This window comes from Seonamhaeicola sp. NFXS20, from assembly GCF_049132085.1.
Classification (GTDB): Bacteria; Bacteroidota; Bacteroidia; order Flavobacteriales; family Flavobacteriaceae; genus Seonamhaeicola.
The window spans coordinates 185,054-198,205 of the sequence record NZ_JAFMPU010000003.1 but is presented as its reverse complement, the minus strand read 5'-3'; the positions used below and the strand labels follow the sequence as shown (position 1 = coordinate 198,205).

Here is a 13,152-nt window from a genome sequence, read left to right as displayed (position 1 = left end):
TTAAACCGCTTCTTTTAAGAAGCGGTTTTTTTATAGATTAAAATCATTATTTTTGATTTCAATTTAAATTTCAAACTCATGTACGAGATTATACTTAATTTACATTCTTATTGGGCATATATAGTGCTTTTAATATTAATTATTGCTACTTTTAATGCTATTATAAAATCTGTAGGAGGGAAAGAATACAGTGCAAAAGATTTTAGAATATCATTGTTTACTTTAATAGTTTCTCACATCCAACTTTTAATAGGTTTAATACTTTATTTTGTATCACCTAGGTTTGCTTTATGGAGTGAATTAGGTGGTGGCGTAATGAGTAATAGTTTAGCGCGTTTATATTTGGTTGAACATCCTTTTGTTAATATAATAGCTGTAGCATTAATTACTATTGGCTATTCTAAACATAAGAAGAAATTAACTTCTAAGGCAAAGTTAAAAACTATTGCTATTTTTTACGCCATTGCCTTAGTGTTACTCTTATCCAGAATTCCTTGGAGTACTTGGATGGGTTAAAAATTACTTTTTAACTTCCTTAATTAAATAAACATATACAGGAAAATGGTCACTAAAACCATTAGTGAAACTACCATTTGCAAAACTTCTAAACGGATAGCCTCTGTACTGTCCGTTTTTTGTTATTAAATAGTTTTTATTAAAGATACCAGCTTTATAAAACCTAAACGATGAAAAATCTTTTTCAAGTAGTGGTTTAGTAATAAGTATTTGGTCAAATAAACTCCATGCATCTCTGTATGCAGTAGTACCTAATCCGTCTTTAAAGTAATTTTCATAAGGGTTGTAAATACCTTTAAGACCAACCTTTTTTCTGTCGTTTTTAGCTTTTAAAACCTTTTTTACACTCTCGTTTATGGGGTCATCATTCAAATCGCCCATAACTAAAATTTTAGCGTAAGGATCATTAGATTGTAAAGAATCTATAAGACGTTTAGTAAGTTTGGCTGCCGCAACGCGTTTAGGTCTGCTTCTAGCTTCACCACCACTTCTAGAAGGCCAATGGTTTACAATTATATGTATAAGGTCGCCTTCTAACTCACCACTTACTAATAATTGATCTCTGGTATAAACTCTCTTTTTAGATAAATCATCAAATATTTTTAACTCATGACTGCTAGTAGATGTTGGTTTAAAAAGCTTTTTCTGGTATAGTAGCGCTACATCTATACCACGAGCATCTGGTGAGTGATAATGCACAATACCATAATCTTTTTCTATTAGCATAGGGTCATTCACAACATCTTCAATAACTTTTCTGTTTTCAACTTCAGAAATACCAATAATAGCAGGTGAGTTATGAGTTACTTCTTGTCCAATATCTGCAATAACTTTAGCCATATTGCGTACTTTTTTCTCGTAAACCTCCTGCCTATTTGTTTTTAGTTCCATCATAGGACTGGCTTCGTCAAACTTAGTGGGGTCGTTTTCGGTATCAAATAAGTTTTCTAAATTGTAAAAAGCAATAGTATGTACTTTGTACGTTTTTTTGTCTTGTGTATAACTAGTTAAGCTATATAAAGAAAGCAGACCAAGAAGAATAGATTTTAGATATCTCATTAAAGAAAAGTTATGTTATTGTTATATTGATTACAAATTTTAAGCCAAAAGTAAATATTTCCTATAAATAGCTTAAATTTGGCAGTATTAAATAATCATTATTTAATGACAGTTAAAATATTAATTATAAATTAAAGTATGAAGAAAAGATTACTCATTTTTTTACTGGGAGTTTTTTCATTTTTTACGGTATCAGCGCAACAAACCCAAATAAAAGGGAGCGTAAAAGATGCTGTTTCTTTTGAACCTATTCCAGATGTATCGGTTTCTGTTGAAGGAACAACCCTTAGTACAACAACAAATGCTAAAGGCGAGTTTGTATTTGTCTCTAATATTCCATTAGGGGAGCAAATTTTAACAATTTCTAAGATAGGATACATCAGCAAAAGATTTCCAATTGTTGTAAATGAAAATCAAACGGTTGATATTTCAGATATGACTTTAGAAGCAGACCTTGCTGCAAATCAAGATGTATTTACTATTTCTCTTTCAGATGATGAATTAGATGATGATACCAGTGCTTCAGACAACATTTCTGGACTACTATCATCATCATTAGATGTGTTTCAAAGAACAGCTGCTTTTGAGTTTAGTCCCTCGTTTTTTAGAGTAAGAGGTTTAGATTCAGAGAACGGTTCTATTTTAATTAACGGTATAGAGATGAATAAACTCTATAACGGAAGACCACAATGGAGCAACTGGGGTGGTTTAAATGATGTGGTAAGAAACCAAGAGCTTACGTCGGGTTTAACCCCATCAAACTACAATTTTGGTGGTATTTTAGGTACTACTAATATTAATGTTAGAGCGTCTCAAGCAAGACCAGGAGGAAGAGTAACCTACTCATCATCAAATAGAAGTTATACTAACAGACTTATGGCTACCTACGCTACAGGTTTAATAGAAGGTGGATGGGCATTTACAGTTTCTATTGCCAGACGTTGGGGTAACGAAGGCTATTTAGATGCTTCTCTTTACGATTCTAATTCGTTTTTTGCCTCTATAGAAAAGAAAATTAATGATAAACACAGTATTAATTTCACATCTATTTATGCACCAAACAGAAGAGGAAAATCATCTCCAAACACCCAAGAAGTTTATGATTTAAAAGGTATTCAATACAATGAATATTGGGGCTATTTAGATGGAGAAAAGAAAAACTCACGTATTAAAGAGGTAGAAGAACCTATATTAATGTTAAATCATTATTGGACAATTAGTGATAAAACATCATTAAACACCAATGTAGGGTATCAATTTGGTAAGTTGGGTAATAGCCGTTTAGATTATTCTGGTGGTGGTAACCCTAGTCCTTCATATTACCAAGATTTACCAAGTTATGCATTGGCAGACCCAGACGGACCAGATTACGCAACAGCTTATCAATTAGAGCAAAACTTTTTAAATGATGGGCAAATTGATTGGGAACGCATTCTTGACGCTAATTTAACAAATAACATAGGTGCACTACCAGCGGCTTATGTATTGTATGAAGACAGAAGTGATGATAAACAACTTACTTTAAATACCATTTTAAGTTCAGAATTAACAGATAATATTATTTTAAATGCATCGGTTAATTACAAAAAATTGAAGTCTGAAAACTTTGGAGAAATTATAGATGTTTTAGGGTCTTCTACAGGAGCCTTAAATGTAGATTCATTTGATGGCTATCAGTATGATAATTTAAACCCAGACAGATTAGTGGGTGAAGGCGATAAATTTAGATACAATTACAACTTGTTTGCCGATGTAATCTCAGGTTACGCTCAAGGGCAATTTAAATTCAATAAAATTGATTTCTATTTGTCTGGTAGTGTTACTAATACAACATACCAAAGAGAAGGTTTATGGGAACATAGCCGTTTTCCAGGAAGTGATTCTTATGGTAAAGGCGAAGAATTAACCTTTACAGGTTATGGCGCTAAAGCAGGTTTTACTTATAAAATTACTGGTAAACACTTATTTGATGTTAATGCAGGATATATTTCTAGAGCACCTACTTTAAGAAATACCTTTTCAAATTCTAGAGAAAATCATAACATAGTTAGAGATATTACAGAAGAAAAAGTAACCTCTTTTGATGCTAGCTATATTTTTAGATCGCCAATAGTAAAAGCCAAATTAACAGGTTTTTATACTACTATTGAAGACGCTAATGAAGTTGGTTTCTATTACGCCGATGGGTTAAGTGGAACAGAAATAGAAAACAATGAAACCTCGGCCTTTGTTCAAGAAGTTTTACAAGGTATAGATAAAAGGCACATTGGTGCAGAATTAGGAATTGAAGCACAAGTAACACCAACTATTAAACTTAAAGGAGCTGCTTCAGTTGGTCAATACACCTATGATAACAACCCTAATTTATACTTAACCTCTTCTAGTTTCACATCAGAAGATGGGTCTATATCTTATGGGCAAGCTAATTTAAAAGATTATAAACTAGCAGGCGGGCCGCAGAGAGCCTATTCTGTAGGTTTTGAATACAGAGATCCAGACTATTGGTGGTTTGGTGCTACAGCTAATTTCTTTAGTCATACTTATGTAGATATTAATACACTCACAAGAACATCTAATTTTTATTTAGATTCAGATGGTTTACCATTTAATGATTATGATGAAGAATTAGCAAATGAGCTATTAAAACAAGAAAGATTTGATGACTATATGGTTGTTAACCTTATTGGTGGAAAATCTTGGAAAATAGGTAATAAATACATTAGTCTTTTTGCAAGTATTGGAAATCTTTTAGACAAAGAATATAAAACCGGTGGTTTTGAACAAGGTAGATTAGCAAATTACAGAGAGTTAAGAGACGATGTGGCTAGTCCAAAACGTGTTTTTGGACCTAAATACTGGTATGGTAGAGGTACAAACTACTTTGTAAACTTAAACTTCAGATTTTAAAAAAGACTATGGAAAACAAAATATTAAGCATTATGAGTACAAAAAAATTATTAAAAATAGCACTAACATTAATAGTTAGTGTAGCATGCTTCTCTTGTGTAGAAGATGACGATTATGTTATCCCATCAAGCTTAGGGAATGAAGAAAATGAAGGGTTAACAGCTATTATGGATAGTATTGCAAGTGGTGATATTACAGAAATTTCAATATCAGAATTGGTAGCTTTATACACAGGTACTGTAACTTTAATAGAATCAGATATTGTTGTTAAAGGTTATGTAACTTCATCAGATAGAACAGGCAACTTCTATAAAGAATTTTATATGCAAGATGCTCCTGAAAATCCCACAGCAGCCATTGGTGTAGTTCTTAATCAGGTAGATTCATATAATCAATTTAATTTAGGAAGAGAAGTTTATATAAAGTTAAAAGGTGCTTATTTAGGTGAAAACACATCAGAAGTAGTAACAATAGGAGGTCAAGCTGATGGAGATCAGGTAGATGAATTTACAGCAAACCAAATTCCCGATTTCATTTTTAGATCTGAAAATACTATGGAAATTGTTCCTTTAGTTTTAAACCCTTCTGAAGTTAATAGTTCTCATTTAGGAATGTTTGTAACACTAGAAAACGTACAATTTCCAATGAGTTTAGCAGGAAAAACATTTTTAGAACCAACAGATGATTTTGATACACAACGCAACCTAGTAAGTTGTTTAAATGGTTTTGAATTTCCTATAGAAACAAGCTCTTTTGCTAATTTTATTCAAGAACCTTTACCAACCGACGGTAGAGGAACAATATCTGGTGTTATTACACAAACTTATGGCGGTGATGATATTGTAATGGTACTTAATGATACAAGCGATATTAATTTTACTGAAGATAGATGTGATCCTGTTTTTGAAGAATCATTTAATACAGCTATTGATAATACCACTCTAAATATTGATGGTTGGATTAATTATGCTGAAGCAGGAAGTGTTGTTTGGACAGAACAAGTCTATGGAGGTAACGGATACGCAGAATATAATCCTTATAACTCAGGAGATTCTTCAAACATAGGATGGTTAATTACTCCTGGAATTGATTTAGATGCTCAAGACGGAGAGGTTTTAACTTTTCAAACAGAACATGCTTATCCAGATTCTGGTCATGAACCATTAGAGGTGTTTATTTCAACAGATTTTGACGGTACAGAAGCAGGTATTGCTACAGCTACATGGGAACCATTAACTTTTGATGTTAGTTATATTGTTGATTATGATACCTGGTTCTCATTTACAGATTCAGGAAGTATAGATTTATCATCTTATTCAGGTACAGCATATATTGCTTTTAAATACACAGGAAGTGATTCAAGCAATCAAAACATGACGTTACATGTTGAAAATGTATTGGTTACAGTTCCATAGTTTTTTAAATAGAATTAATAAAAAAGAAGACCACATTGTGTGGTCTTTTTTTATTTCTTAAAAATAACATATACAGGAAAGTGGTCACTGTAACCACCTTGGTACTTTTTACCAACATAAGTTCTAAAAGGCGTACCTTTATATTTGCCTTTAAATTGTTTTAAAAAATCTTCATCAAAAATATTGGCATTGTAATACTCAAACCGGTCTTTAGAACTTTTAATAAAGTTAGCAGTAAAAAACACTTGGTCAAATAAACTCCATTGTTTAAATCTGCTCACAGAGCCTCTGTTGTATGATCTTAAAGTTTCAAAAGGGTTGTATAAATTGTAGTTTTCTACCAATCTAATTATACTGTTGTTATGAGGTTCATCATTAAAATCACCAAGAATTACAATTTTAGCCTCTGCATTTTGGTCTTTAATTCTAGAAATAATTTCACTTACTTTTTCAGAAGAAGCCAATCTTTTAAACTCGGTTTCTTTGGTGCCTTCTCTTCTAGAAGACCAATGGTTTACAATAATATGTATTAATTCACCATCTAATTTACCAGATACAAGTAGTATATCTCTGGTATAATCAAGAGAACCATCTTCATCAGTTAAATGAACCGTAAAGGTTTCAGAATTTAATATTTTAAAAGCAGATTTATCATAAATTAAGCCAACATCTATACCGCGTTCGTCTGGTGATTCATAATGCACATAATCATAATCGTAGTCATCTAAATGTTTAGAATCTAAAAGGTCTTTTATAACTTTGGCATTTTCTACTTCGGCTAAACCTACAATAGCTGGGTGCTTTCCAGTTTCTCTTCGTCCAATATTAGAAATAGCAAACCCAAGTTTTCTTAATTTATTTTTGTAACGTTTAGGTGTCCATTTTTTCTTAGAATATGGCAGAAAATCATTATCGTTGGTATGTTTATCTTTTAAAACATCAAATAAGTTTTCTACATTATAAAATGCAATGGTTTGCATGTTTTCCTTTACAGGGATATCCTCAAATAAATCACTCATAAACTTAAAAAATAGACCCCTAAAATATGAAATTAAAAGTAGTTGTAATTGCGTAACTTTGTACATTATTAATATTTATGATAGAAAAGAAAGACATAGCTTTAGAAAAAGCAGTTTTAATAGGAATTATTACTAAAGATCAAGATGAAGCTAAATCTAAAGAGTATTTAGATGAACTTGAATTTTTAACCTATACGGCAGGTGGCGAGGTAGTAAAGCGTTTTACTCAAAAAATGGATATGCCCAATCCTAAAACCTTTATTGGGACAGGGAAAATGGAAGATGTTCGCAATTTTATTGAAGCAAATGATGTAGGAACAGCCATTTTTGATGACGAACTATCTGCTGCACAAGAACGTAACATTAGCAAAATTCTAAATGTAAAAGTACTAGATAGAACCAATTTAATCTTAGATATTTTTGCACAAAGAGCCCAAACAAGTTATGCAAGAACGCAAGTAGAGTTGGCACAATGCGAGTACTTATTACCACGATTAAGAGGTATGTGGACGCATCTTGAACGCCAAAAAGGAGGTATTGGCATGCGCGGACCTGGTGAAACAGAGATTGAAACCGATAGACGTATTGTACGTGATAAAATATCGCTTTTAAAAGCCCGTATAAAAGCTATTGATAAGCAAATGGCAGTACAACGTGGTAACCGCGGAAAAATGGTTAGAGTAGCTTTGGTAGGGTATACCAACGTGGGTAAATCTACCCTTATGAATGTAATAAGCAAAAGTGAAGTTTTTGCCGAAAATAAACTTTTTGCTACCCTAGATACCACTGTTAGAAAAGTAGTAATTCAAAATTTACCTTTTTTATTAAGTGATACTGTTGGTTTTATACGCAAGTTACCAACCCAATTGGTAGATAGTTTTAAAAGTACTTTAGATGAGGTAAGAGAAGCAGATTTGCTGCTGCATGTAGTTGATATTTCGCACCCAAATTTTGAAGAACATATAGATTCTGTAAACAAAATATTAGGAGAAATAAACAGCGGAGACAAACCTACTATTATGGTATTTAATAAAATTGATGCTTATAAACCAGAACCTATTGATGATGACGATTTAGCTACCGAACGCACTAAAGCAAATTACACTTTAGAAGAATGGAAAAACACTTGGATGAGTAAAATAGGTAACAATGCCTTATTCATTTCAGCAATTAACAAAAGTAATTTAGAAGACTTTAAAAAACGTGTTTACGATGAGGTTAGAGAGATTCACATCACGCGTTTTCCATATAATCATTTCCTATATCCAGATTATAATTATGAAGATATGGAGTAGTTGGGCGTTACCACAAGGGTCGGGTTTTCGGTAGTCGCTCTCTGCGAGGAGCTCCAACAAATACCTCAATCCCTAACGCACATTTTGTTTTTTCTATTCTAAAAGCTTAATTTAAACGTTTGGTGTTCTTCGAAAAAACACACAAACCTATAGAAAAGCTTGTAACAGCTATGTTCTATATGCATCTTCGTTAGTTACAGTAATTATTTCAAATTTTTCTGGATGATAGTCCATTCCTATTCGTATTTCTTCGGTTTTTTCTTTTCCAATTAGTTTTTCAGATACGTACAAACCCAAATCCAATGAGGATGCGACTGCTCCAGCCGTAATAGTATTATTATCATCAACAATTTTTGCTTGAACAACTCTTTCGCAATACTTTTCCAATGATTTATATTCATTAAAATTAGTTGTTGCTGTTTTGTTTTTCAAAAATCCAGCTGCGCCAATTAATAAGCTACCTGTACAAATTGAAACTTTGTAATCAACATTTTTACCAGTTTTTAACCAATCAATAAACTCTGTATTGTATTGAAGTTCTCTTGTTCCATATCCACCTGGGACTACTAGCATATCATAATCGGATAAGTCAGGTTTAATTTTATCGACAATAATTTCTAGTCCAAAACTATCTTTTATTGATTTGTGAGTAGCACACAAATCCCAATTCAGATTTTCCATAAATTCTCTAGATCTTATATTCTTTATAGGGTCGTAAAATCCAATAAAATCTAGAAGGGTTATTTCGTCAAATAGTATATATGCAATATTCATTTATTCCCAATAGTATCTAACGTTTTTTGTCACGTTATGACTGTTGAACAATACTTTGCTAAAGATACAGAAATTTAGAATTTTGTAATATGCAAAGCAAGAAAGATTACCAAGAAAAGTGATTTGCTCACTTTAAGTTAGGTGAGCAAATTCATAAGTCTAATTTTTACTAAAACTAGGTGCCAAAAAACAAGAGTCACTTAGATATTTTTGAATTGAATGCTGTGTTTTTTAGGGCCTTGTAAAACGGTTACTGTCTTTGTTTGGTGAGGTTTTTAATTTAAGAAAATGGTTCAAAACAGTCGTAATTTCTTTGTCTGAATATTTTTCCATCTTTAAACTCGAATATTTGGGCAAAATAAGCTTTCATTTGTGCACCTGCTTTAATATTTCCAATTGGTACGGCAAGAGTACCCCTCCACACACATTCTAAAACTACATAGTCTACTGTTGAAATAAGGTTTTTTACCTCATATTTTTCCTTAGTTAATACTTTTGAACCTTTCTCAGAAGCCTCTTTTAGTTCTTGTAAATTTCGAGTTGTAAATTGTCTTGTTAAAGCATTCGGAAATTCAATTTGTTTTGCATCTGGATGGTAAAAGTTCTCTAGTTCATTTGAAGAAGTTCTGTTCTCTAACATCTTTAAAAATTGAATAACCGTGTTTTCATTTTTAGCCATTTTAATATTTATTTTTTTTAGATTGATATATCTGAATAAACAATGTAGTTCCATGCACTGCTGCTATAAATATAGGTAAATTCAACAATTAGTTAAATAATAAATGAAACACCCGAAAGCAAAAATATTTATTTAATTTCACAGGCATACTTCTATGCAGTTTAGGTTTTGTTGCTTTTGGGCTTTATATCAATTCGTTTTGCTTGTAGAAGATGTCTCTCATTATGGTATACTAAAAATCGTAAGGTATCGCCCAATCTCAACTTAATTAACTTAGTGAGAGAGATTGAGGTTTTTACTTTCATTAAATTTACCTTTTCTGCTTTAACCAGTAATGAATCAAGCCACTCCAATTGTTTTAAAAATTGGTTGATTGTGGACTTGTTAAGCTTGAATCCTGTAGTGTCCATTTCCTTGGTTGCTTTAATTTTTTTTGTATTTGAGGCTTTGATTATGTTTACAAAATAATTGCCAATAAGTCCACTTTTGAAATACTGCTGTTTACTGTAACTGTTAGTAATAATACGGTTTTCAATTTCAGGTAAATAAAACTTTCCGTACAGGCATAAATGTTCAATACATTCTAAAATGCTCCATTCAGATGCATTTGCCTTGTAGTTTAAATCCTCAATAGAATAAGTTTTGAACTCTTCTAATAGCGATTTAGCTTTTGCTGTTTTGTTTTGCAGCTCTACCAGTAGTTTTGGTTGCTCAATTTTCATACTTTAAATTTTAATCCAAAGTTCGCCACTTAAAAAGCAAATTCTCTTGATTCAAATCAAGATTTTCGGATGCGGCTTAATGTTTCTGGGCTCATTCGAAGATAGGAAGCAATATATTTTAAAGGTACATGCTGAAACAACTGAGGGCTTCTTTTTAAAACCCTTTCAAGTCTTTTATTAGGCGAATCTTGAAGCAGGTCTATTTCTCTTTCTAATTGTTGAATTAATAATTTCTCAAGAAACGTTTGATACCCGTTACTTATATTTTTTATTTCCATAACCTCACTTCTTTTTAAAACCTTTATTTGAGATTCACGCAAAGTTTCAACTACTAATTCAGAAGGTTCTTGATTAAAAAACGAGGTAAGTGAGTTGAGGATTGAACCGTTGTATCCTAAACGAATAATGTGTTCATTCAATTCTGACTGATAATATATTTTGACAGCACCTTCTTCGATGTAATAAAGATTATTTTCAATACAACCTTCTCCTGTAAGAATGTGTCCTTTTTTAAAGCTAACCGGTGAAATTTGTTCAAATGTTTTTAAAAGGTTTTGTATAAACTCTGATTTGTCTATTTTGTTTTTCATGTTTTCTATGTACTATAATCGCCTGTTGTTATATGGTTTGTAAATAAGTTAACAAATCAAATAAAAACCGAATAGAAAACCTACTAAGATTTTCGCAAGTAGACTTGTACTAGTAATTAAATATACACGCTGTGCAACAGGCACAACATCTGAAAAAAGTTCAAAATCAGATATGTCTTTCTATGTTATGTAATACAGGGGAACACAGTCAATTTTTCATTCGCTTTATAAATTCGATAGGTCTTGGGTTAGAAGAATTATTTAGGTAATAATTGTACCCTCTGTAAATTTATTGCTTTCCATTCTTTATCCTTTGGTTTCAGATGTATGCTATAATCTGCTGCTTTTTGAATAACCACTTCGCCAACATTTACTATTTTGTAAGATGTAAAGCTACCTGTTGCAGGTAGTTTGCTCTTAATGGTTTGTTCTGCAACCGTTAATTCTAAACACTTTCCTCTTCAGAGGCTATGTCCATTGAAATAGTGTATGTACCAGCTTTATCAACATTAAAATCCCAATCTACAGTTACTTTTTTGGCCGACCATTGTACAATGCAATCAATCTCTTTATTGTAAGCTACATGAGTACCCATCACATTATTTATTATGGATTGTTGTGCAGTTAATAAAACAGTTCCATCTTCATTTTGCTTAATTATGTCTGCATTACTTACCATAGGTTTACCCTTTATTTTCAATACAACAACAGAACTTATAGCATCTGGGGCTTTACCTACTAAAGATATTGTGGTACCCTGCTCATCGGTTTTAGTTTTGTATTTTTGGGATTTATCAACGAGCAAATTACAAGATTGCACTGTATTGGTAATAGGTGTAAATAGCTTTCCATTTTCTGGCCAGTCAAAAACGTTAAGATAAAGAGTCGTATTTTTTCCAGTTGTACTTGTTGTGATACGCCCTCATGTAGGTGTACGACACGGACTAGCACTTGTACCATAAATAGATTCACCATTTTTATCCATCCATGCTCCAATTTTTTTTAGACGTTCTACACTAGGTTCGGGGATTAGTCCTTCGGCTGTAGGTCCTACATTAAGGAGGAAATTTCCGCCTTTACTGGCAATATCAACCAAATTTTGTATAAGTGTTTCAGTAGATTTCCAGTTGTGATCGTTACTTTTATATCCCCAAGTGTTATTCATCGTCATGCATGATTCCCAATCGCCAGGTAAACCTGTCCCTGGGATGAACTGTTCAGGAGTACTGATGTCTCCTTCATAATCTCCACCCAGTCTGTTGTTATGAATAACTCCCGGAGCAAGTTTTAATAATGGTAAGAATTGTTCCGCACGTTCTTTAGTCATACCTCGAGGTGTATCCCACCATAAAATTGCAGGTTGGTACTGTGTTAAGATTTCCTTTACCTGAGGCACTGCAATATTATTTATATAATCATCCATATCATGTTCCTGAGCTGAATCCCACTTTCCTTTTTTATCCTTACCTCTAGCTGATCCGCCTTGATTCCAGTCTTGAGCTTGCGAATAGTAAAGTCCCAACTTAATGCCATGTTTTTTACATGCCTCTGCCAAGGGGGCAATCAGGTCTTTTCCGTATGGAGAAGCATCCATAATGTCCCATTCCGAAACTTTTGAGTCGAACAATGCAAAACCATCATGATGTTTAGACGTAATAACAATATATTTCATGCCTGCATCCTTAGCAAGTTTAACCCATACCTCGGGATCGTATTTCACAGGGTTTCCTTTGCGTAGTTTTGGTAAGTGGCCATGGGTATGCTTGCATCTGACATAATCCATTCGCCATAATTTCCTGCATCTTCACCTTCATATATTCCAGCTGGTACAGCATAAACGCCCCAATGTATAAACATCCCAAATCTTGCTACACGAAACCATTCCATGCGCGCATCACGTTCAGCATCGGTTTCATTGGCATAGGGGTCAATGGATTTATTATTAGATTGTGATTGTACAGTATTTATCATTAACATGATTATTGCACAGCTTATTATTAAGATTCTCATAGTTTTATTTAATGGAATATTGAAAGCATGATTATTATTAAACAATAGAATTATTAATTTTTTGAGAATTAATAATTCTAGGTTAAGACACTTGATTTGAATCTATATGATAAAAGTATCAATATTCAAAATTGAAGAATATAAAACTAAATTCAAATGTTATAAA

Annotated in this window: 13 protein-coding genes; 4 read left to right on the top strand and 9 right to left on the bottom strand. The window is 32.5% G+C overall.

Features of this window, described 5'->3' with window-relative positions:
* Positions 1-78: 78 nt before the first annotated feature.
* Positions 79-516, top strand: coding sequence for a hypothetical protein (locus J1D01_RS07130; protein ID WP_372936492.1), 438 nt, complete (start codon positions 79-81; stop codon positions 514-516).
* A 3-nt stretch (positions 517-519) separates the two neighbouring features.
* On the opposite strand, the gene J1D01_RS07125 is transcribed toward J1D01_RS07130, so the two are convergent.
* Entirely contained in the window at positions 520-1,575 is a 1,056-nt protein-coding gene (locus tag J1D01_RS07125; protein ID WP_372936490.1) for an endonuclease/exonuclease/phosphatase family protein, read from the bottom strand.
* A 138-nt stretch (positions 1,576-1,713) separates the two neighbouring features.
* Between J1D01_RS07125 and J1D01_RS07120 the strand changes: the two genes are divergently transcribed.
* Together J1D01_RS07120 and J1D01_RS07115 are read left to right on the top strand one after the other, a co-directional pair.
* Positions 1,714-4,482: a carboxypeptidase-like regulatory domain-containing protein gene (locus tag J1D01_RS07120; protein ID WP_421150325.1), complete on the top strand. Its 2,769-nt coding sequence runs from the start codon at positions 1,714-1,716 to the stop codon at positions 4,480-4,482.
* A gap of 32 nt (positions 4,483-4,514) precedes the next feature.
* Positions 4,515-5,897 (top strand): DUF5689 domain-containing protein, encoded by a 1,383-nt coding sequence (locus tag J1D01_RS07115; RefSeq protein ID WP_421150324.1) that lies wholly within the window; start codon positions 4,515-4,517, stop codon positions 5,895-5,897.
* A 50-nt stretch (positions 5,898-5,947) separates the two neighbouring features.
* On the opposite strand, the gene J1D01_RS07110 is transcribed toward J1D01_RS07115, so the two are convergent.
* Positions 5,948-6,916, bottom strand: coding sequence for an endonuclease (locus tag J1D01_RS07110; RefSeq protein WP_421150323.1), 969 nt, complete (start codon positions 6,914-6,916; stop codon positions 5,948-5,950).
* Positions 6,917-6,993: 77 nt separating this feature from the next.
* Here J1D01_RS07110 and hflX point away from each other — a divergent pair, with 77 nt between their 5' ends.
* Complete coding sequence (gene hflX / locus J1D01_RS07105) at positions 6,994-8,211, top strand: GTPase HflX (protein ID WP_421150322.1); 1,218 nt, start codon at positions 6,994-6,996, stop codon at positions 8,209-8,211.
* Between the two features lie 168 nt (positions 8,212-8,379).
* Here the strand turns inward: hflX and J1D01_RS07100 are convergent, their stop codons facing one another.
* The 7 genes from J1D01_RS07100 to J1D01_RS07070 all read right to left on the bottom strand — a co-directional run bounded on the left by J1D01_RS07100 (position 8,380) and on the right by J1D01_RS07070 (position 12,986).
* Complete coding sequence (locus tag J1D01_RS07100; protein WP_421150321.1) at positions 8,380-8,985, bottom strand: DJ-1/PfpI family protein; 606 nt, start codon at positions 8,983-8,985, stop codon at positions 8,380-8,382.
* A gap of 280 nt (positions 8,986-9,265) precedes the next feature.
* Positions 9,266-9,664 carry a nuclear transport factor 2 family protein gene (locus tag J1D01_RS07095; RefSeq protein ID WP_421150320.1) on the bottom strand — a complete coding sequence of 133 codons (399 nt, stop codon included), beginning with the start codon at positions 9,662-9,664 and terminating at the stop codon, positions 9,266-9,268.
* Between the two features lie 161 nt (positions 9,665-9,825).
* Complete coding sequence (locus tag J1D01_RS07090; protein ID WP_421150319.1) at positions 9,826-10,386, bottom strand: DinB family protein; 561 nt, start codon at positions 10,384-10,386, stop codon at positions 9,826-9,828.
* A gap of 56 nt (positions 10,387-10,442) precedes the next feature.
* Positions 10,443-10,976, bottom strand: a complete 534-nt coding sequence (locus J1D01_RS07085; RefSeq protein WP_421150318.1) for a Crp/Fnr family transcriptional regulator — start codon at positions 10,974-10,976, stop codon at positions 10,443-10,445.
* Positions 10,977-11,421: 445 nt separating this feature from the next.
* On the bottom strand, positions 11,422-11,781 hold the full coding sequence (locus J1D01_RS07080) for a hypothetical protein (protein ID WP_421150317.1): 360 nt from the start codon (positions 11,779-11,781) through the stop codon (positions 11,422-11,424).
* A gap of 117 nt (positions 11,782-11,898) precedes the next feature.
* Positions 11,899-12,648 (bottom strand): alpha-L-fucosidase, encoded by a 750-nt coding sequence (locus J1D01_RS07075; protein WP_421150410.1) that lies wholly within the window; start codon positions 12,646-12,648, stop codon positions 11,899-11,901.
* A 44-nt stretch (positions 12,649-12,692) separates the two neighbouring features.
* A complete protein-coding gene (locus J1D01_RS07070; RefSeq protein WP_421150316.1) occupies positions 12,693-12,986 on the bottom strand; it encodes an alpha-L-fucosidase in 294 nt (97 codons plus the stop codon).
* Positions 12,987-13,152 lie beyond the last annotated feature (166 nt).